The organism is Ruegeria sp. HKCCD7628 (assembly GCF_057221005.1).
On the sequence record NZ_JBWVBA010000001.1, the window covers coordinates 1,141,813 to 1,167,532 of the forward strand.

Consider the following 25,720-nt stretch of genomic DNA (forward strand, 5'->3'; position numbering starts at 1 on the left):
AAAGGTCTTACTACTCTTTTATGCGCTGAAATGCCAATCAATGATCGGAAATTAAGGGAAACAGTCTGTGAACCTCTTACTGACAGTGTTTGAAATTGTTGCTCCGGTCTTTCTTTTAGCCGGAATCGGCTATGCGTGGGTCAGGTTCGGATTCGAATACCGACTGGAATTCGTGACTCGTTTGGCGGTCACGCTTGCAGTACCCAGCCTTATTTTTGTTGCCCTTATGCAAACTGAGATTCCCGCAGGCGAGCTGACGCGGTTCACACTGGCGGCCATTGTTGGCCATCTGGTACTTGCTGTCGCATTCGGTTTATTTGTGCGGTTTTCCGGGCTGGATCGCAGAACCTACCTTGCACCGCTCATCTTTGGAAACACGGGCAATTTGGGGCTACCGCTTTGCATTTTTGCCTTTGGCCAGGCCGGGCTTGGATTTGCCGTGATCTTTCTGGCCGTCACTGCACTTTTCTCTTTTACATACGGGATTTATCTGGTTGCTGGCAAAGGCGCGTTTGGCAAAGTAGCACGCGAACCGATGGTATGGGCCACTTTGCTAGGCGCGCTATTTCTGTGGCGCGGGTGGGAAACGCCACTGTTCCTGACCAATACACTGGATCTGTTGGGGCAAATGGCTATTCCAATGATGCTGATCACCGTCGGCGTCGCAATAGCGCGCCTGACCACCCGGAAACTGGGGCAGGCTATCTGGCTTTCAGCGTTGAAACTGGCGGTCTGTTTCGCGCTTGGCTGGGGTATCGCACTGGCGTTCGCTTTGGATTCGGTCGCATTCGGGGTTCTGGTGCTGCAAATGTGTGCGCCTGTGGCCGTGACCTCATACTTGCTGGCCGAACGGTTCGAAGCCGACGCGGACGCAGTAGCGGGTATGGTTATGGTCTCGACCGTGTTGTCGGTGGGCGCAATGCCCATAATTCTAGCTATTGTGCTGTAGCGTTTGTGATTTCCAAAACGCTCAATCTGCGCTAGAATAAAGAAAAAAGGCACGAGGCACATGAGCAGAATTCTTATCGTACTCTTCGGGGTGCTGCTTTTGGCATCCTGTAGTGGCGGCTCGAAACAGCCGCCCAGCAAGCTGAATGACGCGTGCAGCATTGCGCGCGAGCGGCCCGACTTTATCAAGGCATTCAAAACCACAGAGCGGAAATGGGGTGTCCCAGTTCACGTACAGATGGCGACAATCTATCAGGAAAGCCGCTATCGGCACGATGCGCGCACTCCACACCAATACGTGCTGGGTGTCATCCCGATGGGCCGCCAAAGCAGCGCTTATGGCTTTAGCCAAGCTTTGGACGGCACGTGGGAGGAATACCAGCGCGAGACCGGCAAACGCCGTGCCAAGCGGGACCGTATCCGTGATGCGTCCGACTTTATCGGCTGGTACATGACCAAAAGTCTAGATCGCAATGGGATCCAACTGCACGACACGCGTAACCAGTATCTGGCGTATCATGAGGGCCATACCGGCTATGCTCGCGGCAGTCATTACAGCAAAACTTGGCTGTTGAACGTCGCCAACAATGTAGATGCACGCGCCAAACTGTATCAGGCACAACTGTCAGGCTGCCGTTACTAAAAGGTCAGCGGGTCAGCGATTGCCTGACCCGCTTCTGGTCCGGCGCGAGAAGAGGTTGTTATCCAGGTTCCCGCCCGTCTCAAGCGGCCCTAGCAAGACCGTAGTCTGGCTGCCTGCGTTGTCATGGATCACCCATTTGCGCAGCTCTACCGGATCGCCGGTGAACATCAGTTCGATCCGGCCCGAATCCGGGTTTTTGGGATCTTGCGCTGTCACAACCGTAGCCGTGCCGTCAAAGTCGTGCCCGACCACCATATTCGCCTGAGCCAAGTTCACGTTCCTCGCCAGAACCAATGACAGCGGTGTGCGCCGCAAGGGGTATTGCTCGGGTGGTTGATTGGACTTTGGATCGAAAATCTGAACCGTCCCAGCCCGCGCCAGAACAACAGCGCTGTTAGGCGGGTCGTATTCGAACCGCATCTTGCCCGGCCGTTCAATCCACAGCTTACCGGTGCTGAGCGACCCGTCATCATTGACCTGAGTGAAGGTGGCCTGAACGGTTTTCAACTCGTTCAGATAGTTTGATATCTGCGACAATGGCAGCTTATCCGCGGCCCACGCGGCGGGTGCGGTCAATGTCAAAGCAAGGGCAAAAGCAATCTGTTTCATAAGGCACAGATAGGCCTTCTGCCCTTGTTATTAAATATCCTATTGCTCGGGGATGAGGATTTCGCGCTTTCCGACATGATTGGCTGCGGAAACAACGCCTTCGTCCTCCATTTGCTCAACCAGACGGGCGGCTTTGTTGTAACCGATGGCAAGTTTCCGCTGGATATACGAGGTCGAGCATTTGCGATCCTTGATCACAATCGCCACCGCCTGATCGTACAAAGCATCCTCGCCATTGGTGTTGCCACCGGTATTCAGGCCAAGAACTGCATCGATATTGTCGGCCTTTTCCTCGGCCGGGCCATCGACGACACCGCTCATGTAATCGGGCGGGCCGAACTGTTTCAGGTGGTTGACGATTTCTTCGACCTCTTCGTCCGACACGAACGGGCCGTGGCAGCGGGTGATCTTGGCCCCGCCAGCCATATAGAGCATGTCGCCCTGCCCCAGCAGTTGCTCGGCGCCCATCTCGCCCAAAATGGTGCGGCTGTCGACTTTCGAGGTCACCTGGAACGAGATCCGGGTGGGGAAGTTTGCCTTGATCGTGCCGGTGATCACATCAACCGAAGGCCGCTGCGTGGCCATGATCAGGTGAATACCCGAGGCCCGCGCCATCTGCGCCAGACGTTGAATACACGCCTCGATCTCTTTACCCGCGACCATCATCAGGTCGGCCATCTCGTCGACGATAACGACGATATAGGGCATCGCCTCGGGTGCGAATTCTTCGGTCTCGAAGGTGGGTTCGCCGGTCTCGTCGTCAAAGCCCGTTTGGACCGTGCGGCTGAACATCTCGCCCTTGGCCAACGCATCCTTCACACGACCGTTGTAGCCCGCGATATTGCGCACGCCCATTTTGGACATCTTGCGATAGCGGTCCTCCATCTCGCCCACGACCCATTTCAGGGCGACAACCGCCTTTTTCGGGTCAGTCACAACGGGCGACAGCAGATGCGGGATACCGTCATAGACGCTGAGTTCAAGCATCTTGGGGTCGATCATGATCAGGCGGCATTCATCGGGTGTCAACTTATAGAGCAGCGACAGGATCATCGTGTTGATCGCCACCGATTTACCGGACCCCGTGGTCCCTGCGATCAGCAGGTGAGGCATCTTGGCAAGGTTCGCCACGACCGACTCACCGCCGATATCCTTACCCAAGGCCAACGGCAGCGCATGGTTGCCGTCGCCGAAATCACGGCTGGCAAGGATTTCACGCAGCACCACCATCTCACGGTTCTCATTGGGCAGTTCGATGCCGATGACCGAGCGCCCGGGCAGGGTCGAAACACGTGCGGACAGCGCCGACATCGAGCGTGCGATATCGTCGGCCAAACCGATCACACGGCTGGCTTTCAGACCGGGTGCCGGTTCCAGTTCATACATGGTGACAACGGGACCGGGGCGAACACTGACGATCTCACCCTTGACGCCATAGTCATCCAGCACGTTTTCCAGCATCCGGGCGTTTTCCTCCAACGCCTCATCGCTGAGGTGATGGCGCTGAATGCTGGCGGGGTTGGCCAGCAGGCCCAAAGGCGGCAATTCGAAATCGGAATGCTTGTCCTCGAACGACAGCGCAGGTTGCGCTTCGGCCTGCGCGCGGCGCGAAGGCTGCGGCGCGCGACGCACAGGTTGCGCGACAACCGGTTTGCGCGGTTCAGCCACCGGGATTTTCATCGCCGGGCGCGACTCAGGGGCGGGCTCGGGTTCAACCATCGGCTCATCCTCGAACACGGCCTCATCATAGTCCGGCTCGGGCGCAAAATCCTGATGCAGAGGTTCATGCCATTCGGTTGGTTCTGCCGTCAGCATCGGCTCGGGTGGCAAACCAGTCGACGTCATCGGCGGTTCCGGCGGCAATTCACCCGCGCCAGAGTTCAGGATCAACGGATCGGGCCCACGTCCCCGCCCCTTGGTCAGCGGCAGGTTTGGGTCATGTTCAGGTACCATCTCACCCGCGGCGACCTTGCGGTTGCGCACAGCGGCGGAAATCTTGGACCGGATGCGGTCTTCGCCCGGCATCTCTTCAAAATCGGCGAGAGGCTCGCGGTCGATCAATTCGGGCTCGGGCATAGGGTCCGGGCGGCGGATCAGATCGGGGATACGCGACAGCAAGCCCGATTTCACGGGCTCGGGCGCAGTCAGCGGAGGCTCTTCGAACGGCGGATCGGCGTAAGCCAGTTCATCGTCGAACACGGCTTCGGCGGCTTCGACACGCGCGGCTTTGCGCTCATCCCATTGCGCGCGGCGGTCACGAGCCGCTTGCGCGGTTGCCGACGCACTGCGGCCCAGCAGGTTCATCAGCGCGTCGTAAGACATCACCAAGCCCAGCAAAAACGCCCGGAAGCCTTTGCGCACATCGTCCTTCGTAAAGCCCAAGACGAAAATGCCCAGCGCCAGCATCCCGAGCGCCATGGCCAGCGACATCAGCTTGACCACGAAATGCGATGCGACCGGCAACAGGGTTAGCAACGCGCCCATGACGGTGTCGCCAAACAGCCCTCCAAGGCCGAAACTATGGGTCGAACGCCAAGCCTCATCGGGCACCAAGGTCGCTGCATAGACCGAGACGACGGCAATCCAGATCGGCGCAAAGATCAACCGGGCAATCGCGCGATCCTCGCCAAAATGTCCCGCAAATCGCACGCCCCAGCCGATCAGAACCAAGGCAATGCTCCAGCTGCCCCAGCCCACGATCATGAACAAGGGCGCCGCGATAGATGCACCAATACGCCCCATCCAGTTCTGCACCGGCGCATCGGTCGAGACCATCCAGTTCGGATCATCCGGCGTGTAGGACCAGATCATAGCAGCAGCTGCCAGCCCCAGCAGGATCAAGGCAATCCCAATCAACTCCTTGCTGCGCCGCTCAATGGCGGCTTGCGTTGTACTGTCCAGCAATGGATCGCGGTTGCGCGCGTTCAATGATGCCATTTTGCCCTCGTACCTCACGAATAGATGCAGTCGCGGAGCGTAATCAGCCCCTGCTGCAACTCTGTTTTTGGAGCCACAAGCGCGGCCCGAATAAAATGCTCGCCCGGGTTTTGTCCCGGATCGCCTTGGGAAAGATATGCGCCTGGCAGAACCCGAACCCCGGTTTCACGCCAGAGCTTCAATGCGGTCTCTTCGCCGTTATCGACCGGTAGCCACAGGAAAAACCCAGCCTCGGGTGACATATAGCCTTGCACACCTGCAAACACGTCATCCGCGATGGCGTATTTTTCCTGATAAAGCGCGCGGTTCTGGATGACATGCTCCTCGTCCGCCCAAACACGTGCGGCGGCGGCCTGCAACGGCAAAGGCAGTGGCGATCCGGCATAGTTGCGCAGCTGTTTGACCCGTTTGATCGTATCCGGCCCGCCCGCAATCAGACCCGAGCGCAGCCCAGCCAGGTTCGACCGCTTCGAGAGTGAGTTGAACAGCACCACACGTTCAGGGTCTGCGCCCATCTCTTGCGCGACGGTCAGTGCACCGACCGGTGCCTCGTCACGGTAGATCTCGGAATAGCATTCATCCGCGAAGATGCGGAAATCGTACTTTTCCGCCAACCCGATCAGTTCGGCCCAATAGTCGCGTGAGGCCACAGCGCCCTGAGGGTTGGCGGGTGAACAGATATAGGCCGCGACGGTGCGGTTCAGCACATCCTCGGGCAGGCCTGCATAATCGGGAAGGTGTCCAGTGGCAGCAGTGGCCGATACAAAAACAGGGTCCGCCGCGACCGAGATCGAGGCCACCATATAGACCTGATAGAACGGGTTCGGGCACAGGATGACCGGCTTCTGGCCATTCTTTTCCTCGGGGCACAACGCCATGGCGGCGTTATACAGCCCCTCGCGCGTGCCATTCAGGGCCATCACGTTGGTGTCGGGGTCCATCGTCACGCCATAGCGGCGCGCGATCCAGTCGGTGATCGCGCCACGCAGCTCGGGTGAGCCTTCGTTGGGCGGATAACCTTGAAACCCTGCGGCATTCTCAGAGATGACATCCGTCACCCAGGCCGGGAAATCGTGCATCGGCGCGCCGATAGTCATGTGAATCACATCGCCGCCCGGTTGATGGTGGTCCAACAGGGTGCGCAGACGCGGGAAAGCGTATTCCGGTAGGTTCGAAAACCGCTCGGGGAAATTCATATCTACTGCCTCAAGTTCGGGATCATAGCGCCCCGTTTTCAGGCAGGTTACAGGCCGCACCCCGTTTCGTCCAGCCAAAGCGATGGCGAATCAGGGGATTGTGGCATTCAGGCCAATGCCGCCTCGGCCGCTGATCCGATCCGTAGCAGAGCCTCCTCGGACCCAGGATAGCCCATCATCATCACCCCGCAGCCCGGTGTTACTGTCGGTAAGGTCAGCGCGGCCAGACCCATCAGGTTGCCGATCCGCGTGTTGCGCAAAGCAAGCAGGTTTTCAGTGACGTAATAGTCGTGATCGGTCAGCAACCGATCCAGATTAGGCGGTAGAATCGGAGCAGTCGGTGCCAGAACAGCATCAAACCCGGATGTGGCCGCATCCCAGGCAGCGCGAGAGGCCTTCAGCTTGGACCACGCCGCGATGTAATCCGCACCCGAGACATTCTTGCCCGTGCGGAACCGTTCGAGGATTTCTGGATACATCGCGTCCGGGTTGGCTTCGATCACATCGCGCCACAGGCCATAGGCCTCGGTCGTGTAAAGCACACCGGACAGCGCCATCGCATCCGCCAGTTCGGGCACTTCCAGCGGTACGATCTCGGCCCCGGCATCGCGCAGACGCTCCAGCGCGCTGTCATAAGCGGCGCGAGGAGTGTCGCGCAGGTTATCCTTGGCGATATTTTGCAGATCGGCAAAGCGGCGGCCTTTCAGGCTGGCCCCACGCAGATCGGCGGGTGTGCCGCCTTCCAACAGGGCCAGCATATGCGCCGCGTCCTCAACCGACCGGGCCAGCGGGCCCACGGTGTCGAAGCGCAGGCACAGCGGCACCGTGCCTTCAAGGCTGACCCGCCCTGCAGTTGTTTTCAGACCCACCAGATTGTTCCATGCGGAGGGAATACGCACCGAGCCTCCGGTGTCGGACCCAATCCCACAAGCCGCCAAACCCCAAGCGACCGAGGCCGCCGCGCCCGAGGATGACCCGCCCGGCACGGCTTCCACATCATCAATGCAGGGCGGCGTGTCGGTGATGGGGTTCAGACCAAGGCCCGAGAAGGCCAGCTCGCTCATATGGGTTTTGCCCAGACAGACCGTGCCCATGGCCGTGGCGTTGCGCACGACAACCGCGTCCGCCTGCGGCACCCGGCCTTTCAGCAGGGCCGATCCGGCCTCGGTCCCGGTGCCCGCGGTATCGAACAGGTCTTTCCAGCTGATCGGCACCCCGTCCAGCAGTGACCGGCGCAGACCCAGCGCGGCGCGATCCTGCGCGGCTTTGGCCTCGGCCCGGGCGCGGTCGTGGGTGACGCGCGCATAGATGCGGTCGCGGTAGGGATGGGCGTCGATGGCGGTCAGATAGGTCTCGGTCAGCTCGACCGGGTCAATCTGGCCCATGCCGATCCCCCGCCCCAGATCACACGCCGTCATGGTCAACCAGTCCTGCATCCCTGCCCCCTTGGAAAATTCTGCTGACGGGACGGTAGCGACAGGACCGCACATGGACAATCCCGAAAGGGGGCGCATATTGCGGGGCATGGAACACAAGACCGATATCCTGATCGTAGGCGGCGGCCTGAATGGCCCGGCTTTGGCTTTGGCGCTGGCACAGACGGGGCATTCCGTCACCGTCATCGACAGTTTGGCCCAAAAAGTCCGCAAGAACGCGGCGTTTGACGGACGTGCCTATGCACTGGCGCTGGCCTCGCAACGGCTGCTGGATGCAGTGGGTGTGTGGGGCAAGGTCGCCGATCACGCCCAGCCCATGCTGGAGATCAAGGTCACGGATGGACATGCGGGCGCAGGCCCCTCTCCGTTCTTCATGCATTTCGACCATGCAGAGATCGAAGAGGGCCCGATGGGCTTTATGGTCGAAGACCGCCATCTGCGCCGCGCCTTTCTGGACGCCATGGCCGAGGAGCCCCGGATCACGCAGATCAACGGACGCACGGTTGTCGCGCAAGAGGCTGACGCGACCGGCGTGACCCTTACACTGGATGATGGCGCGACCGTTTCGGGTGGGCTGCTGGTGGGCTGCGATGGCCGCCGCAGCGGCACCGCCGCGCGCGCAGGGATCAAGCGGACGGGGTGGGATTACGGCCAAACCGCGCTGGTCTGTGCGATTGAACATGACCTGCCCCATCACGGTATCGCGCATCAGTTCTTCATGCCCCCCGGCCCGCTGGCCATCCTGCCGCTGACCGGCAACCGCAGTTCCATCGTCTGGAGCGAACGGACCGAGGCTGCCGAGCGCATCAATGCGCTGCCCCAGGCCGACTATCTGCAAGTCTTGCACCCCCGGTTTGGGGATTTTCTGGGCGACATTCGCATCGCCGGAGACCGGTTCACCTATCCGCTGAACCTGACCATCGCTAACTCCTTTATCGGTGACCGCATGGCTCTGGTCGGGGATGCCGCCCACGGGATGCACCCGATTGCAGGCCAAGGGCTGAACGCTGGTCTGCGCGATGTGGGGGCATTGGCCGAAGTTCTGACGCTCGCCGGACGGCGCGGCGAGGATATCGGATCGGTGCTGGTGCTGGAGCGCTTTCAGGAATGGCGGAGGTTCGACACGGCCTCTCTGGCAATGGCGACGGATGCGTTCAACAAGCTGTTTTCCAACGACAATCCGCTGCTGCGGATGGGTCGCGATATCGGGATGGGGATCGTCGGATCGCTGCCGGGCCTACGGCGCGGCTTTGTGCGCGAGGCCGCAGGGTTGACCGGAGACCTGCCCAAACTGCTGCAAGGCCGCGCGATCTAGTCTAGCTCGCGCGCCTCATCGACCAGCATAACAGGAATACCATTGCGGATCGGAAACGCCAGCCCGGCGGCTTTCGACACCAACTCCTGCTTGTCCGCGTCATAATGCAGGGTCGTGTGGGTCTGCGGGCAGATCAGCGCCTCAAGCATGTGGCGGTCAAACGCGTGTTCGGTCATTGTAAGTGGTCCTCGTTCGATCCGCCACGCATGGCAAATTCGATCAATGTTACCAAGGTCTCGCGGCGGGTGCGCAGACAGGGTGCCTCAAGCAGCGCCTGTTTTTCTTCGGGGTCGAAATCCAGCAACATCGACAGCGAATTCACCAGCAGCTCATCATCCGCATCTTTCAACGTGTCCCAATCCGTCGATAGGTTTTGCGACGAAAAGAACTTTTCCAACAGGTTCAGGAAACGCGGACGATTGAACCCGTCATCCTGTTCGGTTTTACCCAGATCGCGGTCGAACCCCTCCCACGACACGGCACAGCGGCGATAGGGGGTGAAAGCGTCCAACTCTGACCGGATGCGGAACCTCGAGACTCCGGACAGCGTGATCAGATAGCGCCCATCCTCGGTCTCGGAAAACTGCGTCACACGGCCTGCGCAGCCGATCTGGTGAAGACGCGCGTCGTCGCTGGCAGACGGGTTGGGTTGCACCATCCCGATCAATCGTTCCGGTGTTTTCAACGCATCATCCAGCATCTGCAGATAGCGCGGCTCGAAGATATGCAGCGGCAGGCGCGCGCGGGGCAGCAGCAGCGCCCCGGGCAGAGGGAATACGGAAACCGTTTCCGGCAGGTCGGCGGGATGCATCATGTACCCGAGTGTAGCTCTGATCGGAAATTAGGCAAATATCATCGAGCTGAGCTTGCGCCGCCCGTTCAGAACAATCGGATCATTGGGCTTGAGTGCATCAAAGATCGTGAACAGCTGCGCCTTGGCCGCGCCTTCATTCCATTCGCGATCGCGACGGAACAGGTCCAGCAATTGCGCGACGGCCTCTTCCACATCGCCGTTCGCGTGCAGCGCCTGCGCCAGATCGAACCGGGCCTGATGGTTGTCGGGGTCGGCCTCAACCGCCGCTTTCAGCTCGGCCACGGGGCCGGCATCGGCGGCCTGTTTGGCCAGTTCCAACTGCGCATGGGCAGCTTCCAATTCGGGCGCGTTGGAAATCTCGGCCGGGGCACCGTTCAGGATCGCCTCGGCCTGCTCCAGATCATCCGCAGCAATATGGGCGCGCACCAGCCCGCCATAGGCACCGGCGTGGTTGGGATCTTCGCCCAGAATGGCCGCAAAGGTCTGAGCAGCATCCGTGGCCGCGCCCTCGACCAGCATTTCCTCGGCTGCGGCGACGGCTTCGTCCAACTGTCCCCCGGGGCTTTCGCCACCCGCCGCTTCGATCACGCGGTCGATGAACGCTTTGATCTCGGATCCCGGCAGCGCGCCCTGAAAACCATCAACAGGCTGGCCCTTGTGAAACGCATAGACGGTCGGGATCGACTGAATGCGCAACTGGCCTGCGATCATCTGCGCCTCGTCGACATTGATCTTGACCATCTTGACCGCGCCCTTGGCGGCGGTGACGGCCTCTTCCAGCATCGGGCCCAAGGTTTTGCAGGGGCCGCACCACGGAGCCCAGAAGTCGACAATGACCGGCACGTCTTGCGAGGCTTCGACGACGTCGGCCATAAACGTGGCCTCGGACCCGTCCTTGATCAGGTCAGTGGCGGCAGGGCCGGTGGCAGTGTTCAGAAGGTCCATGGCGATACGTCTCCGGTTCAAACTTGCGCCTTATATGCAACCGCGCGTCGCGGAAACCAAGGGCAGATTTGTGCTGTTATAGGTCGAAAGTGGCAAAAACCGGGGCGTGATCACTGGGTTTCTCCCACCCGCGGGCGTCGCGCAGGACTCGGCTGGAATGCCCCGCGTTCGAGATATCGGGTGTCGCCCAGACGTGATCCAAACGCCGCCCCTTATCCGCCGCATCCCAATCGCGCGCGCGGTAGGACCACCAGCTATAAAGCTGCCCTTCGGGGATATCCTGACGGGTGACATCAACCCAACCACCTGCATCCTGTGTCTCGGCCAGCGCCTCAACTTCGATCGGTGTATGCGAGACGACCTTGAGCAGTTGTTTGTGCGACCAAACGTCATCTTCACGCGGGGCGATGTTCAGGTCGCCAACCAGAATGGATTTCTCGGGCTTTTCAGCGCGGAACCAGTCGCGCATGTCCGCGAGGTAATCCAGCTTTTGCCCGAACTTCTCATTCACCTCGCGGTCGGGCACATCACCGCCCGCAGGAACATAAAAATTCTGGATGGTCACACCGTTTTCCAGCCGCGCGGCAATGTGGCGGGCATGGCCGAGACCGGCGAAGTCCTTGTCGCCCACCTCCTCCATCGGGATACGCGACAGGATAGCTACGCCGTTATAGCCCTTTTGCCCGCGCGCAACCATGTGGGTATAGCCCAGTTCCGCAAAGCCTTCGGTCGGGATTTTCTCGACGGGTGATTTACACTCTTGCAGACACAGCACATCGGGAGCCTCTTCCTGCAGCAATTTCAGCACGATAGGTTCGCGCAGACGCACTGAATTGATATTCCAGGTGGCAAGAGTGAAAGGCATGGGGGATTCCTTTATCGCGGTTGCGCGCGACGTTAACGCGGTAGAAGACAAGGTGCCATCGGAAAAAGCAGCGCTTTCCCAGCCTAAAATCGAGCAGGGGCGGAGTTCAAAAGCGCTTGCGCTTCGGTAAAAATCTCCTCGACGATTTGGGCGGCAGGCATGATTTCACGAACCATTGCAACACCTTGCCCAGACCAAAGTGACATCGCCTCGATATCCCCTACTGTCCCTGACAACGGAGTATAGCTCTGGTATCGGACAACGTCCTCTCCACCCGGGCGCTGCCCGATGATTTCGCCTTCGTTCGGGCGATGCCCCGGAGCGGCCGAGCCTGCTTCTTTCCACGTTTGCGCGGTAGAATTGGCTAACGCGCGATGTGGTGCTTGCGGCCATTTCACATCATAAAGATCAGTGTACCATTCGGTCTGCGCCTCAGACGCATTCAGCACTCGGCGGCGATAGTCTTCGTGTATCGTTGCCTCGGCACTGGCCAAAAACCGAGTACCGACCCAAACCGCCGATGCCCCCAACATCAACGCAGCCGCCATACCGCGCCCGTCGGCGATTCCGCCAGCGGCAACAACAGGAATCGAAACCGCGTCCACGACGGCCGGAATCAGCGCCATTGTCGCGACCTGCCCCCAGACATGGCCACCTGCTTCCCACCCTTGGGCAACGATGATGTCCGCTCCGGCATCCTGCGCGGCCTTTGCCTCGGCAGCGTTACCGACACTGACCATGACGCACAGCCCGCCTTTCTTGGCGTGCGAGATGGCCGAAGGTTCCATCCCCCAGAACAACGAAACGGCGTGAACCTGCTTGTCGATACATACCCGCAGCTGGTCTTCGTACGGGAAGGCAAGGTTCAGGTTAACGGCGAAATTGCGATCCGTCAGCGCACGCACGGCATCTATCCCGTCCGAGACCTGATCCGCAGGCTTACCCCATAGGGGAATCACTCCGTACCCGCCTGCATTACAGACAGCCGCAACAAGTTCAGGTCCAGCGGCCCCACCCATAGGGGCCGACAGAACGGGTTTTTCAATATTCAACAGAGTGCAGATTTCGTTTGCCAAGTCTCACGCCTCCCAATTCGTTGGGCAGAATTGGCACCGCGAACCACTGATAAGTCAAGCAGTTGGATCAAGACTATGGGGGAGCGCTCGAGCCAAAAAAAGCCGGGCCAAAGGCCCGGCAGTCCAACAGGGAGGTACATGTCATTACCCGGACATGCACGGGTTGGGAGTAACCTAAATATATCTTCAGAGTATCACTTTGATCTGCGTCATACCATCAAAGTTAAGATACCAACCGATATCCGCCCGATTCTGTGACCAAAAGGCGCGCGTTCGATGGATCGGGCTCGATCTTTTGACGCAGGCGATAGATGTGGGTTTCCAACGTATGGGTGGTGACACCCGCGTTGTATCCCCAAACCTCATGCAACAGCACATCGCGCGCGACAACGCCATCAGCCGAACGATAGAGAAACTTGAGGATGTTCGTCTCTTTCTCGGTCAGACGGATTTTGCGATCTTCTTCGGTGATCAGCATCTTCATCGCGGGCTTGAAGGTGTACGGCCCCAGAACAAAAACGGCATCTTCGGATTGTTCGTGCTGACGCAGCTGGGCGCGAATGCGGGCCAGAAGAACCGGGAATTTGAACGGCTTAGGAACATAGTCATTCGCACCGGCATCCAGGCCCAGGATGGTGTCGGCGTCGCTGTCATGACCGGTCAGCATCAGGATCGGGCTTTTGACGCCCTGCTTGCGCATCAGGCGGCACAGCTCGCGGCCATCGGTATCCGGCAAGCCAACATCCAGAATCACCAGATCGTAAATCGCCTCGCGGGCGCGCTCCATTGCCGAGGCACCATCTGACGCTTCGAACACGTCGAAGTCTTCGGTCATCACGAGTTGCTCACTCAGCGCTTCGCGCAGATCCTCGTCATCATCCACCAACAGGATTTTCTTAAGCTGTGCCATTCCCGGTCCTCCTAAGCCTTTTCGGACACTTGCGCGTAGAACACGCGTTCAACAAGGTTTGCTGCAATCGTCTCACGCCCTCGTGTCCGGCGAGTAGGAATTGTTTCACATTTCTTTCAGATCGCGCTAGAGGATGTTTTGACCGTTATAGGGTAACATACATGAGTCTCATTCCGGATATCTCTGAACTGCTGGCGCGGGCGCGGGCCGACCTGCGTATGGGCGTTCCGGTTGTTCTGACCGATGACACCGGGTTCAGCGTTGTCGCCATTGCCGCAGAAACACTTAGCGCACAACGGCTTGCCGATTTGCGAGGCCTGGATGGTGACCCGGTGGTTGCCATCACCGTTCGCCGTGCCGAGACGTTAAAGGCACGCGCCTATGACGGTGATTTGGCGCGGGTCGTGGTTCCGGCCGACGTCGATATTTCCTGGGTTCAGGCCGTTGCCGACCCCTCGGACGACCTGAACGCTCCGATGAAGGGGCCGTTGATGAGCGAACGTACGGGCAATGCGAACCTTCACCGTATCGCCATTGCCCTTACCAAATCCGCGCGGCTTCTGCCTTCTGCTGTTGTTGTGCAGATCGAAGATGGGCGCGGTTTTGCGGCCTCGAACGGGTTGACTTGCATCGACCATACCCGCGCTGCCCCGCATCTGGCAGATCGTAGCCTGCTGAACGAGGTGGTCGCCGCGCGCCTGCCCATGGAGGTTTCCGAGGCCGGACGCCTGCACGTCTTCCGCCCCGAAGATGGGGGTGAAGAGCATTACGCCATTGAAATCGGGCGACCGGATCGCAGCAAACCGGTTCTTGCGCGTTTGCACTCGGCTTGTTTTACCGGCGACCTGATGGGCAGCCTGAAATGCGATTGCGGACCACAGTTGCGCGGCGCGCTGGCGCAGATGGGATCTGAAGGGGCTGGTGTCCTGCTTTATCTTAACCAAGAGGGGCGCGGGATCGGCCTAGCCAACAAGATGCGCGCTTATTTCCTGCAAGATCAGGGTTTTGACACGGTCGAAGCCAATCACCGCCTTGGGTTCGAGGATGATGAACGTGATTTCCGGCTGGGTTCAGATATCCTGAAGTCGCTAGGGTTCAACGCGGTGCGCTTGTTGACGAACAACCCCGCCAAAATCGCCATGATGGAAAAAACCGGCATTGCCGTGACCGAACGTGTACCTCTCAAGGTTGGTGAAACTGCACATAACCGAGGGTATCTGGCTACAAAAGCAGCCAAGTCGGGCCATCTGCTGTGACGCCAAAAGATCTGGTGCTGACGCCTCGTGGGGTTCGGTTCGCTGGCCGCATGTTTCCATGTTCAATCGGAAAAGGCGGGCGTAGTCCGACAAAACGCGAAGGCGACGGCGCCACCCCAACTGGCGAGCACCAAATCGTCGGAATGCTTTATCGGCCAGACCGGACTTCACCCCCAACCGCTTGGGCGATTCCGATCGGGCCCCGCGACCTGTGGTCTGATGATGTGTGCGACGCGCGATATAACCAACTGGTCAGCGCGCCCTACGCCTGCAGCCACGAAAAGCTGCGCCGTTCCGACCCGTTATATGATCTGGTGTTGCTCACGGATTGGAACTGGCCGAATGCAATACCAGGGCAAGGGTCGGCCATTTTTCTGCATCAATGGCGGCGGCCAGGTTATCCAACTGAAGGCTGTGTCGCCTTCCGGCGCGATCACCTCCATTGGATTGCTGCCCATGTTCAACCGGGCACGCGGCTGATCATTCCTGAGGTTTAACGCGTGCGCCAAATATCGCAGATCCAACCCGCACATGGGTCGCACCCAGCGCGATTGCGCGCTCAAAGTCGCTGCTCATACCCATCGACAAGCCTACCAAACCGTTGCGTTCGGCGATCTTGGCCAGCAAGGCAAAATGCAGCGCAGGTTCTTCTTCCACCGGAGGAATGCACATCAGCCCCTTCACAGGCAGGTCAAGGTCTCGGCACTCGGCAATAAACGCATCAGCATCAGCTGGCAGAATCCCAGCTTTCTGATCTTCTTCACCTGTATTGACCTGAATAAACAGGTCGGGACATGACCCAATCTCTTGCGCCAAACGGGCAAGAGTTTTCGCCAGCTTCGGGCGATCGACCGAATGAATTGTGCTGAATAGCTCCATCGCCTGCCGGGCCTTGTTGGTTTGCAAGGGGCCAATCAGATGAAGGTCAATATCAGGGTAGGTTGCAGAGAATTCGGGCCACTTCCCTGCAGCCTCCTGCACGCGATTCTCACCAAAGCACTTATGACCCTGTTGCAGTACATCGCGGATACGTTCGTTGGGCTGCACCTTGGAGACGGCGATCAGTTGAACTGACCCTTCTGGCCGCCCGGCGGCGGTTTCGGCTTTGGCAATACGGGCAGAGATTTCCTGCAGTGACATGGGATTCCTCATTCTGGCTTGGGGGCAGAAAAACACCATGTCGATCAAAAAGAAAAGGGCAGGTCCGAAGACCTGCCCTTAAACCTTGCGGTTCAGATCAACTTAGAAGTTGAACTGGGCACCGAAGTCTGCGCGCAGCTGCGAGTCGTCGCAGATGTCACAGTCGCTGTTGCCGATACCACCGCGCAGCGATGCACCGCCACCCAGGTCGTACAGAGCACCGATACCGTACTGCTGCAGGTCACCGTCCGCGTTACCGTCACCGTAAGCGAAGGTCAGGGTCAGAGCCGAACCAACATTATAGGCCGCCGAAACACCCCATGCGGTGCCGTCGGTTTCGTCGACTTCGGTTTTATCGTCTGCGACAAACACAGTACCCGAGAAGTCACCGAATTCTGCGCCCAGCGTCAGAACCAGCAGGCTTGGATCGTCGTCCAGGATACCGTCCGAGTCGGTTTGACCGTATGCCAGAGCAGCAGTGATGTTGTTGAAGGTGTAGGTCGCGCTGATGTCCCAACGGTCAGCGTCGTTGCTTACACCTTGACCTTGGAAGATGGTCGCTTGGTCATACGAAGCGCCAAATGCGAAGTCACCAACTGCGTACTGGAAGAACACAGCGTTCGAACCCGAACCGGTCGACGAGTATCCCAGGAAGTTATAGTCAACGCCCGAGTACTGGCCGATGAAGTTTTCCAGGCCAGGCTCGTTACCGTAGTAGTTTGCCAGGTTGTCGAATGCACCTGCGACGTTGCCCGCGTCAACACGCAGACCACCGTAGATGACCGAGAAACGCGCACCGTTCAGGCCAGCCGAGTTGGCTTCACCGGTGCTTGCATCTTCGTCAGCCTGCAGACGAACACGACCCGAGAACTCGACGCCGCCGTCGGTTTCAACGTTTGCGTCCAGGTTCAGACGGAAGCGAGAAACCAGAATGGTCTCGTCGGCTTCGTTGAAGAAAGTGTTGGTTGCACCGCTTGCAGTGGTGGTGGTGGTCGTGAAGCCACGATCCTCCAGGTAACCAATACCAAAGCGGCCATAACCGCTGAATCTAACTTCGGCCGCGGCAACCGATGCGGTTGCGATCAGAGCGGTCGATGCGAAGAGAACTTTTTTCATCTTGTTTCCCTCGGTTTCAAAGTTTTCTAACTCGACAAGTGTCATTGCACATGTCTCAGCACGGGAACCGTTTCGCTCTTTTTGCCCCCTTCACGCAAGTATGGCATAAACGTGAAGACCGCATTGGCCACAGATTGGTGCAAGGATGTCACAGTCAGTTTTGTGACCTCTTCAGTCAGTAAACCCACCCGCATGTGACAATAATAGGGTTGTTGCCGCACTGGACCTTGTCTAGGAGTATCACCTAGCAAGTGAGACCCAGTGAAACAGGACACCTCTACAATGCGCCTGCAGACGATTTTCGGCTTGATCATAGCGACCGCACTCGTGTCGACCTGCGGACAGAATCGGAGCGCTGCCCCCAACCCCAATCTTGGAAACGTGGATGGTGGACGTTCGGACGAGCGGGAACTGAACGACCCAAATCGTTCAACCATCTGGGATGTCTTCAATACAGGCAATGCCGAGCAGGTCGCGAATGTGAACCGTTATCTGTGGACGGCTTCTCTGGATGTTCTCAACTTTCTGCCTGTGCAGGAAGTCGATCCGTTTACCGGTGTAATTGTAACGGGTTACGGCACCCCACCGGGTGGCGGGCGCCAATATCGCGCGACCGTCCACATCAGCGATCCAGCCCTCGCAGCGCGGTCGCTCTCCGTGGCACTCCAAACCAGCGGAGGCAACCCGGTCAGCGCGGCGACCACACGCGCGGTAGAAGACGCCATCCTGTCCCGAGCCCGCCAGCTGCGCATCGCGGACAACAAGTTCTAGCAACTTGCCGAAAATCACACTAATACCACGCCGGGCTCTCACCCGGCGTTTTCATTCACGAAGGACCGCATGATGTCGCGCTACTCGGCCAACGAAATCGAAGCAAAATGGCAAGAGGCCTGGGACAAGGCCGGAATCTTTGCCGCCAATCACAAGGCAGAGAAGCCGAAATACTACGTGCTTGAGATGTTCCCCTACCCGTCTGGCCGAATCCATATGGGACACGTACGCAACTACACGATGGGCGACGTGATCGCGCGGCACAAACTGGCGACTGGGCACAACGTGCTGCATCCAATGGGCTGGGACGCATTCGGGATGCCTGCCGAGAACGCTGCGATGGCTATCGGCGGCCATCCCAAAGACTGGACCTACGGCAACATCGCCGACATGCGAGGGCAAATGAAACCGCTTGGCCTGTCGATCGACTGGTCGCGCGAATTCGCCACTTGTGACCCGGAATATTACGGCCAGCAACAGGCGTTGTTTCTGGATATGCTTGAGGCCGGGCTGGTCTATCGCAAAAACGCCGTGGTGAACTGGGATCCGGTCGACATGACCGTTCTGGCCAATGAACAGGTGGAAAACGGGCGCGGCTGGCGCTCGGGCGCTCTGGTCGAGCGGCGTGAACTGACCCAGTGGTTCTTTAAGATCAGCGACTATTCCGAAGAATTGCTCGGCGCGCTGGACACACTGGAAAACTGGCCCGCCAAGGTGCGGTTGATGCAGGAAAACTGGATCGGCAAATCGCGCGGCCTGCAGTTCAGTTTTGAACGCACCGATGGTGCCGAGCCGATCACCGTCTACACGACTCGCCCCGATACGCTGATGGGCGCGTCTTTTGTCGGCATCTCGCCCGATCACCCGATTGCCAAGCAGCTGGAGGCTGAAAACGCCGAAGTCGCTGAATTCGTAGCCGAATGCCGCAAGGGCGGCACCACGGAAGAGGCCATCGAGACCGCAGAAAAGCTGGGCTATGACACCGGCATCACCGTCAAACACCCGCTGGACCCGAATTGGGAACTGCCAGTCTGGATCGCGAACTTCATCCTGATGGATTACGGCACCGGCGCAATCTTTGCCTGCCCAGCCCATGACCAGCGTGATTTGGACTTCTGCCGCAAATACCGTCTGCCGGTGGTCGATACGTTCTTTGCACTGGACGATGACACCCCGGTCGACAAGATCGCTTTCGTTCCGCCGAAAACCGAGAAAGTCCGCTGGGTGAATCACTTCGCCGGCCTGACCGAGGCGACGGGTGATGAGGCCATCAACACCACCGTCGATTTCGCCGAAAAGGCGGGCTGGGGCGAAGGTGTCACCAAATATCGCCTGCGCGACTGGGGTTTGAGCCGCCAGCGCTACTGGGGTTGCCCGATTCCCGTCGTGCATTGCGATGCCTGCGGCGTGGTGCCCGAGAAGAAAGAGAACCTGCCGGTTCGCCTGCCCGACGATGTGACATTCGACAAACCCGGCAACCCGTTGAACCGCCACCCGACCTGGCGCGACTGCGAATGCCCGTCCTGCGGAGCACCGGCCAAGCGCGAAACCGACACGATGGACACGTTCGTCGATTCGTCTTGGTATTTCGCCCGCTTCACCGCGCCCCGCGCCGAAACCCCCACTGATCTGGCCGAGGCCGAATACTGGATGAATGTCGACCAGTATATCGGCGGCATCGAACATGCGATTCTGCACCTGCTCTATTCGCGCTTCTTTGCGCGGGCCATGCAGATCACCGGCCACCTACCGAAGAAAGCCATCGAGCCATTCGACGCGCTGTTCACTCAGGGCATGGTGACACACGAAATCTATCAGACCCGCGACGCCAATGGCCGCCCGGTCTATCACCTGCCAGAGGACGTGACCGACGGCAAACTGGCCGACGGCACCGAGGTCGAGATCATCCCCTCGGCCAAAATGTCGAAATCCAAGAAGAACGTGGTTGATCCGGTCAGCATCATCTCGGCCTTCGGCGCAGATACCGCGCGCTGGTTCGTACTGTCCGATTCGCCGCCCGAACGCGACGTCGAGTGGACCGCATCCGGGGCTGAGGCCGCGTTTAAACATCTCAGCCGTGTACATCGCATCGCATCGGAAATCGCCGAGTCGGACGTTCCGGCCAACGGAGAAGACGAAACCCTTCTGCGTGAGACGCATAAAGCGATCCATGATGTGTCGGGCGGGGTCGAATCCTTTGGGTTCAACGCATCCATCGCCAAGCTCTATGCCTTCACCAACACGTTGGCGAAGTCCAAGGCCGGCACCGATGCCAAACGTCAGGCCGCCAAGACACTGGCGCAACTGATGTCGCCGATGACCCCGCACCTGTCCGAAGAACTGTGGCAGCTGCTGGGCGGCGAAGGTCTGGTCGCCACCGCGCCGTGGCCCATCGCTGATGAAGCGATGCTGGTCGATGACACCGTCACCCTGCCCATTCAGATCAACGGCAAGCGCCGTGCGGAAATCAGCGTTCCCAAGGATATGGACAAGGCAGAGGTTGAAAAAATCGCGCTCAGCACCGAAGCTGTGCAAAAGGCGCTGGATGGCAATGCGCCGAAGAAGGTGATCGTTGTGCCGGGCCGGATCGTGAATGTCGTTGTTTGATCGCAGAACCCTTTTGTTATTACCGCTGGCGCTGGCCGCTTGCGGGTTCGAGCCTGTTTACGCCCCCGGCGGATCGGGTTCAGCTCTGAATGGCAGGGTCGAGGTTTCTGCCCCTAACTCGGTCAACAGCTATCTTCTGGTTCAAAATCTGGAACAAAGGCTGGGCCGCAGTGCAAGTTCGGGCTCGGACTACGCGCTGAACGTCAATGTGTCGACCGTCCGTCGACGGGCGGCGATTACGCAAACGAATGAAACGGATCGTTACACGATCGAAGGGCGAGCGGATTTCGCACTCAGATCCAATGCGACGGGCCAGGTGATCACCTCTGGCTCGGTCGCGGATTTCGTAGGTTTCTCGGCCGCAGGATCGACGGTATCCGAACTGGCGGATGAACGGGACGCGAATGAACGTCTGATGGTGATTCTGTCAGATCAGATCGTCAGTCGGCTTTACGCGACCCCGGATCTTGCGCAATGAAGCTCAGCCCGCGCGAGGCTGAGGGGTATTTTGCGCGGCCCGACACCGACAAGGCCGGGCTGCTGATCTATGGCGCGGACGCGATGCGAGTGGCATTGAAGCGCCAACAGGTTCTGGCCGCCTTGCTCGGCGCGAACGCCGAAGAGGAAATGCGCCTAACCCGAATGCCGGGGGGCGACCTGCGCGGCGATCCCGCACTGTTGCTGGATGCGGTAAAGGCAGTGGGCTTTTTCCCCGGCACGCGCGCTATCTTTGTCGAAGACACCACCGATGTTGCCGCCCCCGCGATCATTGCCGCGCTTCAGGATTGGGCCCCTGGCGATGCTCAGATCATCGTCACGGCAGGCCAGTTGAAGCCCAGTTCGAAAATCCGCAAGGCGTTCGAGGGTCATACCTCGGCCTATGCGGTGGGCATTTACGACGACCCGCCCTCGCGCGGAGAAATCGAAAGGATCTTAGGTCAGTCCGGGTTGCAGAATATCCCGCACGAAGCAATGTCGGCACTGGCCGAGCTGGCCACCGGTATCAGCCCGGGCGACTTTGCCCAGACGATCGAGAAACTGTCGCTGTACAAACGTGGCGACAGCGCCGAGCTAAGCATTGAGGATATCGAGGCCTGCGCGCCACGCTCAACCGAGGCAGCGCTGGACGATGTTCTGAACGTGGTGGCCGAAGGTCGGGCAGGCGAAATCGGCCCTCTGATCCGGCGTCTGCAGTCGCAGGGTACCAACGCGGTCAGCTTGTGCATCGGCGCGACACGGCATTTTCGAACTCTGTATGCCTGCGCCTCGGACCCCGGAGGGGCTGCGCAGGGCATCGGCAAGCTGCGTCCGCCGGTCTATGGCAAGCGGCGCGACCGGATGTTGCGGCAAGCGCAGGGCTGGGGCGCGCCAAAACTTCAAACCGCACTGACCGTTCTGACCGATACGGATCTGTCCTTGCGGTCAGCCGGGCAAACTGCGCCCGCGATGGCTTTGGTTGAACGTGCCATGATCCGTCTGGCGATGCTGGCCCGGTCGCGCTAGCGATCCAGCCACCGAACGGCCCCGCGCCCAGCCCAGCGGCCAGTGGCCAGACAGCCGGTCAACAGATAGCCCCCGGTCGGGGCCTCCCAATCCAGCATCTCTCCGGCGCAGAACACACCGGGTTTGGCCGTTAGCATCAGGTGGCCATCCAACGCGTCTCGCTGGACCCCGCCTGCAGTTGAGATCGCCTCGTCCATCGGGCGCAGGCGTGCGCCCACGATGGGCAGGCGTTTGAGCGCCGCCACCTCATGTCCTTGCGACACGGCAGCTTGCTTGGACATCTCGTGAAACAGAGCGATTTTCTGCGGCGGCAGTTTCAGCGCCTTTTTCATCCATTGCGTGAACGTGGTTTTCGCGCTTTTTGCGGCAAGCCGCGCCTGCAAGGTCGCCGCGTCCAGATCAGGCAACAGATCAACATGTAAGTCCGCGCCCGAACGCAGAGCCGGGGTCAGGGAATAAAGGCCCCCGCCCTCCAACCCGGTGGCGGAAATCGTGGCTTCCCCGCGGCTTTCCAGCTCTCCGGCCAGCCAGCGCACCGCTTTCAGCGCCTTGCCAAAATGAGGTTGCATATGGGGGCTCCACGCCACCGACAAGGCAGAGTTCGCCGGTTCAAACGGGGCCGGCGCCACACCTTTCTCTGCCAGTACCTGCGCCCAGTGCCCATCCGACCCCAGCCGCGCCCAGCTTGCCCCACCCAACGCCAGAACGGTGACGTCAGTTGCAATTGCCTGCACTCCCTCGGGCGTGTCAAACGACAGCGCGTTGCCATCCCAGCCCAGCCAGCGCCAGCGGGTTCTTATCTGCACACCCGCTTCATCCAACCGTCGCAACCATGACCGCAACAATGGCGAGGCTTTCATAGCGCTGGGAAACACTCGCCCGGTCGAGCCGGTGAACAGCTCTTGCCCCAGCCCGCGCGCCCAGTCCTGCACGGCATCTGAGTCAAATTCGGCCACCATCGGATGCAGCCAATCCGCCGCACTGCCATAGTTGGGCATCAGCGTCTGGAGCGGTTCATCCTTGGTTAGGTTCAGACCGGATTTTCCTGCCATCAGGAACTTACGCGCGACCGATGGCTTGGCCTCGGCCACCAGCACATCATGGCCCGCTGCGGCCAGCTGCTCTGCCGCCATCAGACCGGCAGGACCGGCCCCGATTACCACCGCTTGCGCCATTGCCGACCTCTTGCTTTTCGCATCTGCGGGCGCACATTCTGCCCTATGTCAGATCGCGATCCCATCTGCCCGCTGTGTGACCGCCCCATCCCAGACGGAGGCGGCAGCCTGCACCATCTGATCCCAAAACTCAAAGGGGGCAAGGGCGGACCTACGGTTTTGCTGCATATCATCTGCCACAAAGAGGTCCACGCCACCCTGTCCGAGGCCGAACTGGCCCGCAGCTATAACACGGTCGAAACTCTGCGCACGCATCCCCGACTTGAGAAATTCCTGAGCTGGGTCCGCAAACGCCCGCCCGGATTCCGCTCGAAAGTTCCGGGCAAGCGACGCGGGCGATGATCAAGCCGGCCAGACCCGATCACCAAATGCATCCGCAAGGGGCGTGTCGATCCCTTCAAACTCCAACCCGCGGTAATCAGGAACAGGGGCAAACTGGGCACCAGCGAGGTGCTGAAACTCCAACGTCGTATAGGGGCGTTTCCAAAGCCATTCGCGGTTTTCCACGGACCATAAATCCGCGTTTGGCGGAGTATCTTCTGAAAACGCATAGAAATGCAGATCGAACCCGTACTGTGCCACATCCTGCATCGACAGTAAGCGCATGCCCTGCGCGCGGCAAAACGCATCTTCGGCCGTGATATCGCCAGTACGCAACGTGATCTGCCCGATCCGCGCATCAGCAAAGGGCGCGTCGGGGCTTGCGGCATTGTCTGGCCGGTTGCCTTCGAAATCATGCTGCAACACTTCGATCACAAACCCTTCGGGGTCTTGCAGGTGGCACAGGTAACCGATGTCCAGAAACTGCTTGGGGTCCGAAACCTCGACCCCTTTGGCGCGCAGAGCGTTAACCGCCAGATCGACATCCGGTACTGTGACACCGATCTTCCAATACCGTTGCCCGCGGTCGTGACTGTACCCGCCGCCGCCGGGCATCAGGACCAGGTCAGCATCCAAACCAGTATACCCCACACGCTGACAAACCCCCTGAGAACGCGCGGATATGCCCAGCGTATCACCGTAGAACGCCGCCAACCGGTCAGGATCGGCAACACGCAACCTTACAGCAGACAGCCTCATGGGCACAGCGCCGCGATACCCGCGGCAGTTTCCGGGTCGGCGGCCACGCTGTCCGCAACCAGTTCCAAAGCTGTTGGCATCAATGCGTCCGGCTCGACCACGCGGTCGACAAGACCGAAATCATAGGCGTCCTTGGCGGTGATCTTTTGCCCGGCCATCAAGATCATCTTCGTACGCGATGGTCCGATCAGAGCCGCCATGCGACCGGGATCGGACGGTTGCGGCAGAAAACCCAGCTTCATTACCGGATAGAAAAACTTGGCATTCGGCACCGCAATTCGGATGTCGCAGGCCAGCACCATGCCATTGGCCCCACCGGCCAGTGTTCCGTTCAGTGCAGCGACGGTCAGACAGGGCAAAGCAGCTATGGCCCCTGAAAGCCTCTCCCACAGATCCGAAGTTGCAAGACCGGCCCGCGCTTCGTCCAGATCAGCGCCCGCACTGAAAACCTTGCCGTTCCCGGTCAGGATCAGAGCGCGGGCATCGGTTGCCGCCTCGGCAATCTGGCAGAGTTCGGTTAGCATGGCCCCGGTCAGCGCGTTGGCTTTGTCGGGATTGTTAAGTGTAACGGTCCAAAGACCATCCACCTGTGTCAGTTCGATCACGTCAGACCTACCCTTTTTCGAATGTCTTCCCGCCGCAGGGAAATCTCGGTGCCCAAAAACTCATCGGCATCCTGTGAACACATCCAAAGCAACGCCCGTGCGGGCCAGTCGGCCGGGATATGATCGCTCCAATCCAGTTGGCTGACCGCGTTTATGCCGCTGGCCTTAATCACCCGCTGCATTTCAGTGGCCACAGTACCCGGCGAAAGGCCCATAGCGCGGATGCCGTGCATTGATTCCTCAAGATGCAAGCACTCCGTCAGCATCTTTGCCCCCGCTTTCGAGGCGCAGTAGTGACTCCATGCTTCAATGGCGTTCGAAGCTGCACCGGATGAGACAGTGATCACCGTACCGCCCCCAGCAGCTCGCATGACCGGCAAGGCCGCACGCATACCATGGAAAACGCCTTTAAGGTTTATGTCTATGGCATTGCCCCACGCATCTGCATCCGCATTTCCGAGGTGAAAGATCGGATCAATCACCCCTGCATTGCCGATCAGCACGTCCAGCCCACCAAAGCGATCCACGCAATCGGCAATGGCTTGCTCGACCTGCGAAAACACGCTGACATCGCTTTGAAGCGCGATCGCGTTGTCCCCAAGTTCCGAAGCCAGTGCAGAAATCTGGTCCCGGCTGCGCGCCACCAGCGCGACATTCGCCCCGGCTGCGGCAAAAACGCGCCCCGCCTCGGCCCCAATGCCGCGACTGGCCCCTGTGATCAGTACGGTTTTTCCTTGCATGTGGACCCTGTACCTCCGTTGTTTTGAGATTGT

Annotated in this window: 26 protein-coding genes; 10 read left to right on the forward strand and 16 right to left on the reverse strand. The window is 59.5% G+C overall.

The annotated features are described in order from the left end of the window. Window positions 1–67: 67 nt before the first annotated feature. Together AC2TAD_RS05670 and AC2TAD_RS05675 are read left to right on the forward strand one after the other, a co-directional pair. Complete coding sequence (locus tag AC2TAD_RS05670) at window positions 68–949, forward strand: AEC family transporter (RefSeq protein WP_480866465.1); 882 nt, start codon at window positions 68–70, stop codon at window positions 947–949. Between the two features lie 60 nt (window positions 950–1,009). Beyond that, the gene (locus tag AC2TAD_RS05675) at window positions 1,010–1,591 is read left to right on the forward strand and encodes a transglycosylase SLT domain-containing protein (RefSeq protein ID WP_170355376.1); all 582 of its coding nucleotides are present in this window, start codon (window positions 1,010–1,012) and stop codon (window positions 1,589–1,591) included. Window positions 1,592–1,603: 12 nt separating this feature from the next. On the opposite strand, the gene AC2TAD_RS05680 is transcribed toward AC2TAD_RS05675, so the two are convergent. From AC2TAD_RS05680 to AC2TAD_RS05695, 4 genes are all read right to left on the reverse strand, one after another. Continuing rightward, the gene (locus tag AC2TAD_RS05680) at window positions 1,604–2,200 is read right to left on the reverse strand and encodes a LolA family protein (RefSeq protein ID WP_480866466.1); all 597 of its coding nucleotides are present in this window, start codon (window positions 2,198–2,200) and stop codon (window positions 1,604–1,606) included. Window positions 2,201–2,239: 39 nt separating this feature from the next. Continuing rightward, window positions 2,240–5,137, reverse strand: coding sequence for a DNA translocase FtsK (locus AC2TAD_RS05685; protein WP_480866468.1), 2,898 nt, complete (start codon window positions 5,135–5,137; stop codon window positions 2,240–2,242). A 14-nt stretch (window positions 5,138–5,151) separates the two neighbouring features. Further along, window positions 5,152–6,333: an aminotransferase class I/II-fold pyridoxal phosphate-dependent enzyme gene (locus tag AC2TAD_RS05690; protein ID WP_170756525.1), complete on the reverse strand. Its 1,182-nt coding sequence runs from the start codon at window positions 6,331–6,333 to the stop codon at window positions 5,152–5,154. A 107-nt stretch (window positions 6,334–6,440) separates the two neighbouring features. Then, window positions 6,441–7,769 (reverse strand): amidase, encoded by a 1,329-nt coding sequence (locus tag AC2TAD_RS05695; RefSeq protein ID WP_480866470.1) that lies wholly within the window; start codon window positions 7,767–7,769, stop codon window positions 6,441–6,443. A gap of 52 nt (window positions 7,770–7,821) precedes the next feature. Here AC2TAD_RS05695 and AC2TAD_RS05700 point away from each other — a divergent pair, with 52 nt between their 5' ends. After that, window positions 7,822–9,084: an FAD-dependent monooxygenase gene (locus AC2TAD_RS05700; RefSeq protein ID WP_480866472.1), complete on the forward strand. Its 1,263-nt coding sequence runs from the start codon at window positions 7,822–7,824 to the stop codon at window positions 9,082–9,084. Here AC2TAD_RS05700 and AC2TAD_RS05705 read toward each other — a convergent pair. From AC2TAD_RS05705 to AC2TAD_RS05730, 6 genes are all read right to left on the reverse strand, one after another. Then, on the reverse strand, window positions 9,081–9,260 hold the full coding sequence (locus AC2TAD_RS05705) for a Trm112 family protein (RefSeq protein WP_170355381.1): 180 nt from the start codon (window positions 9,258–9,260) through the stop codon (window positions 9,081–9,083). The genes AC2TAD_RS05700 and AC2TAD_RS05705 overlap by 4 nt on opposite strands. After that, complete coding sequence (locus AC2TAD_RS05710; protein ID WP_170355382.1) at window positions 9,257–9,898, reverse strand: LON peptidase substrate-binding domain-containing protein; 642 nt, start codon at window positions 9,896–9,898, stop codon at window positions 9,257–9,259. The genes AC2TAD_RS05705 and AC2TAD_RS05710 overlap by 4 nt, the downstream gene beginning before the upstream one ends. 27 nt (window positions 9,899–9,925) lie before the next feature. After that, the gene (gene trxA / locus AC2TAD_RS05715; RefSeq protein WP_480866474.1) at window positions 9,926–10,843 is read right to left on the reverse strand and encodes a thioredoxin; all 918 of its coding nucleotides are present in this window, start codon (window positions 10,841–10,843) and stop codon (window positions 9,926–9,928) included. A 76-nt stretch (window positions 10,844–10,919) separates the two neighbouring features. Next, on the reverse strand, window positions 10,920–11,708 hold the full coding sequence (locus AC2TAD_RS05720; RefSeq protein WP_170355384.1) for an exodeoxyribonuclease III: 789 nt from the start codon (window positions 11,706–11,708) through the stop codon (window positions 10,920–10,922). Window positions 11,709–11,791: 83 nt separating this feature from the next. Next, on the reverse strand, window positions 11,792–12,784 hold the full coding sequence (locus AC2TAD_RS05725) for an NAD(P)H-dependent flavin oxidoreductase (RefSeq protein ID WP_480866476.1): 993 nt from the start codon (window positions 12,782–12,784) through the stop codon (window positions 11,792–11,794). A gap of 223 nt (window positions 12,785–13,007) precedes the next feature. Then, a complete protein-coding gene (locus AC2TAD_RS05730) occupies window positions 13,008–13,694 on the reverse strand; it encodes a response regulator transcription factor (RefSeq protein WP_170355386.1) in 687 nt (228 codons plus the stop codon). Window positions 13,695–13,855: 161 nt separating this feature from the next. Here AC2TAD_RS05730 and ribA point away from each other — a divergent pair, with 161 nt between their 5' ends. Together ribA and AC2TAD_RS05740 are read left to right on the forward strand one after the other, a co-directional pair. Beyond that, on the forward strand, window positions 13,856–14,950 hold the full coding sequence (gene ribA, locus AC2TAD_RS05735) for a GTP cyclohydrolase II (RefSeq protein WP_170355387.1): 1,095 nt from the start codon (window positions 13,856–13,858) through the stop codon (window positions 14,948–14,950). Next, window positions 14,947–15,447, forward strand: coding sequence for a L,D-transpeptidase family protein (locus tag AC2TAD_RS05740; protein WP_480866477.1), 501 nt, complete (start codon window positions 14,947–14,949; stop codon window positions 15,445–15,447). Before ribA ends, AC2TAD_RS05740 begins: the two co-directional genes overlap by 4 nt. On the opposite strand, the gene AC2TAD_RS05745 is transcribed toward AC2TAD_RS05740, so the two are convergent. Together AC2TAD_RS05745 and AC2TAD_RS05750 are read right to left on the reverse strand one after the other, a co-directional pair. Continuing rightward, on the reverse strand, window positions 15,431–16,090 hold the full coding sequence (locus tag AC2TAD_RS05745; RefSeq protein ID WP_480866479.1) for a YggS family pyridoxal phosphate-dependent enzyme: 660 nt from the start codon (window positions 16,088–16,090) through the stop codon (window positions 15,431–15,433). The two genes, AC2TAD_RS05740 and AC2TAD_RS05745, sit on opposite strands and share 17 nt — an antisense overlap. A gap of 102 nt (window positions 16,091–16,192) precedes the next feature. After that, entirely contained in the window at window positions 16,193–17,206 is a 1,014-nt protein-coding gene (locus tag AC2TAD_RS05750) for a porin (RefSeq protein WP_480866481.1), read from the reverse strand. Between the two features lie 282 nt (window positions 17,207–17,488). Between AC2TAD_RS05750 and AC2TAD_RS05755 the strand changes: the two genes are divergently transcribed. The 4 genes from AC2TAD_RS05755 (at window position 17,489) to holA (ending at window position 22,087) form a co-directional block, all read left to right on the forward strand. Further along, window positions 17,489–17,977, forward strand: coding sequence for a DUF3576 domain-containing protein (locus AC2TAD_RS05755; protein ID WP_170355391.1), 489 nt, complete (start codon window positions 17,489–17,491; stop codon window positions 17,975–17,977). Between the two features lie 72 nt (window positions 17,978–18,049). After that, complete coding sequence (gene leuS / locus AC2TAD_RS05760) at window positions 18,050–20,584, forward strand: leucine--tRNA ligase (RefSeq protein WP_480866483.1); 2,535 nt, start codon at window positions 18,050–18,052, stop codon at window positions 20,582–20,584. Beyond that, window positions 20,571–21,062 (forward strand): LPS assembly lipoprotein LptE, encoded by a 492-nt coding sequence (lptE, locus tag AC2TAD_RS05765; protein ID WP_480866485.1) that lies wholly within the window; start codon window positions 20,571–20,573, stop codon window positions 21,060–21,062. The genes leuS and lptE overlap by 14 nt, the downstream gene beginning before the upstream one ends. Continuing rightward, window positions 21,059–22,087: a DNA polymerase III subunit delta gene (gene holA / locus AC2TAD_RS05770; protein WP_480866487.1), complete on the forward strand. Its 1,029-nt coding sequence runs from the start codon at window positions 21,059–21,061 to the stop codon at window positions 22,085–22,087. The genes lptE and holA overlap by 4 nt, the downstream gene beginning before the upstream one ends. Here the strand turns inward: holA and AC2TAD_RS05775 are convergent. Then, entirely contained in the window at window positions 22,084–23,262 is a 1,179-nt protein-coding gene (locus AC2TAD_RS05775; RefSeq protein WP_170754584.1) for a TIGR03862 family flavoprotein, read from the reverse strand. The two genes, holA and AC2TAD_RS05775, sit on opposite strands and share 4 nt — an antisense overlap. A 45-nt stretch (window positions 23,263–23,307) precedes the next feature. Here AC2TAD_RS05775 and AC2TAD_RS05780 point away from each other — a divergent pair, with 45 nt between their 5' ends. Beyond that, entirely contained in the window at window positions 23,308–23,604 is a 297-nt protein-coding gene (locus AC2TAD_RS05780; protein ID WP_170355396.1) for an HNH endonuclease, read from the forward strand. Here the strand turns inward: AC2TAD_RS05780 and AC2TAD_RS05785 are convergent, their stop codons facing one another. The 3 genes from AC2TAD_RS05785 to AC2TAD_RS05795 are packed head-to-tail and all read right to left on the reverse strand — an operon-like array spanning window position 23,605 to window position 25,687. Beyond that, window positions 23,605–24,342 carry a VOC family protein gene (locus tag AC2TAD_RS05785; protein ID WP_480866488.1) on the reverse strand — a complete coding sequence of 246 codons (738 nt, stop codon included), beginning with the start codon at window positions 24,340–24,342 and terminating at the stop codon, window positions 23,605–23,607. Beyond that, window positions 24,339–24,947, reverse strand: a complete 609-nt coding sequence (locus AC2TAD_RS05790; RefSeq protein WP_170754589.1) for an enoyl-CoA hydratase/isomerase family protein — start codon at window positions 24,945–24,947, stop codon at window positions 24,339–24,341. The genes AC2TAD_RS05785 and AC2TAD_RS05790 overlap by 4 nt, the downstream gene beginning before the upstream one ends. Then, window positions 24,944–25,687 (reverse strand): SDR family oxidoreductase, encoded by a 744-nt coding sequence (locus tag AC2TAD_RS05795; RefSeq protein ID WP_480866490.1) that lies wholly within the window; start codon window positions 25,685–25,687, stop codon window positions 24,944–24,946. Before AC2TAD_RS05795 ends, AC2TAD_RS05790 begins: the two co-directional genes overlap by 4 nt. Between the last annotated feature and the right edge of the window lie 33 nt (window positions 25,688–25,720).

Bases quoted from the DNA above. Each gene is read 5' to 3' on its own strand.
- AC2TAD_RS05675 (WP_170355376.1), top strand. From the start codon at position 1,010: ATGAGCAGAATTCTTATCGTACTCTTCGGGGTGCTGCTTTTGGCATCC.
- AC2TAD_RS05680 (WP_480866466.1), bottom strand. From the start codon at position 2,200: ATGAAACAGATTGCTTTTGCCCTTGCTTTGACATTGACCGCACCCGCC.
- AC2TAD_RS05685 (WP_480866468.1), bottom strand. From the start codon at position 5,137: ATGGCATCATTGAACGCGCGCAACCGCGATCCATTGCTGGACAGTACA.
- AC2TAD_RS05690 (WP_170756525.1), bottom strand. From the start codon at position 6,333: ATGAATTTCCCCGAGCGGTTTTCGAACCTACCGGAATACGCTTTCCCG.
- AC2TAD_RS05695 (WP_480866470.1), bottom strand. From the start codon at position 7,769: ATGCAGGACTGGTTGACCATGACGGCGTGTGATCTGGGGCGGGGGATC.
- AC2TAD_RS05700 (WP_480866472.1), top strand. From the start codon at position 7,822: ATGGACAATCCCGAAAGGGGGCGCATATTGCGGGGCATGGAACACAAG.
- AC2TAD_RS05705 (WP_170355381.1), bottom strand. From the start codon at position 9,260: ATGACCGAACACGCGTTTGACCGCCACATGCTTGAGGCGCTGATCTGC.
- AC2TAD_RS05710 (WP_170355382.1), bottom strand. From the start codon at position 9,898: ATGATGCATCCCGCCGACCTGCCGGAAACGGTTTCCGTATTCCCTCTG.
- trxA (WP_480866474.1), bottom strand. From the start codon at position 10,843: ATGGACCTTCTGAACACTGCCACCGGCCCTGCCGCCACTGACCTGATC.
- AC2TAD_RS05720 (WP_170355384.1), bottom strand. From the start codon at position 11,708: ATGCCTTTCACTCTTGCCACCTGGAATATCAATTCAGTGCGTCTGCGC.
- AC2TAD_RS05730 (WP_170355386.1), bottom strand. From the start codon at position 13,694: ATGGCACAGCTTAAGAAAATCCTGTTGGTGGATGATGACGAGGATCTG.
- ribA (WP_170355387.1), top strand. From the start codon at position 13,856: ATGAGTCTCATTCCGGATATCTCTGAACTGCTGGCGCGGGCGCGGGCC.
- AC2TAD_RS05745 (WP_480866479.1), bottom strand. From the start codon at position 16,090: ATGTCACTGCAGGAAATCTCTGCCCGTATTGCCAAAGCCGAAACCGCC.
- AC2TAD_RS05750 (WP_480866481.1), bottom strand. From the start codon at position 17,206: ATGAAAAAAGTTCTCTTCGCATCGACCGCTCTGATCGCAACCGCATCG.
- AC2TAD_RS05755 (WP_170355391.1), top strand. From the start codon at position 17,489: ATGCGCCTGCAGACGATTTTCGGCTTGATCATAGCGACCGCACTCGTG.
- leuS (WP_480866483.1), top strand. From the start codon at position 18,050: ATGTCGCGCTACTCGGCCAACGAAATCGAAGCAAAATGGCAAGAGGCC.
- lptE (WP_480866485.1), top strand. From the start codon at position 20,571: ATGTCGTTGTTTGATCGCAGAACCCTTTTGTTATTACCGCTGGCGCTG.
- holA (WP_480866487.1), top strand. From the start codon at position 21,059: ATGAAGCTCAGCCCGCGCGAGGCTGAGGGGTATTTTGCGCGGCCCGAC.
- AC2TAD_RS05775 (WP_170754584.1), bottom strand. From the start codon at position 23,262: ATGGCGCAAGCGGTGGTAATCGGGGCCGGTCCTGCCGGTCTGATGGCG.
- AC2TAD_RS05780 (WP_170355396.1), top strand. From the start codon at position 23,308: ATGTCAGATCGCGATCCCATCTGCCCGCTGTGTGACCGCCCCATCCCA.
- AC2TAD_RS05785 (WP_480866488.1), bottom strand. From the start codon at position 24,342: ATGAGGCTGTCTGCTGTAAGGTTGCGTGTTGCCGATCCTGACCGGTTG.
- AC2TAD_RS05795 (WP_480866490.1), bottom strand. From the start codon at position 25,687: ATGCAAGGAAAAACCGTACTGATCACAGGGGCCAGTCGCGGCATTGGG.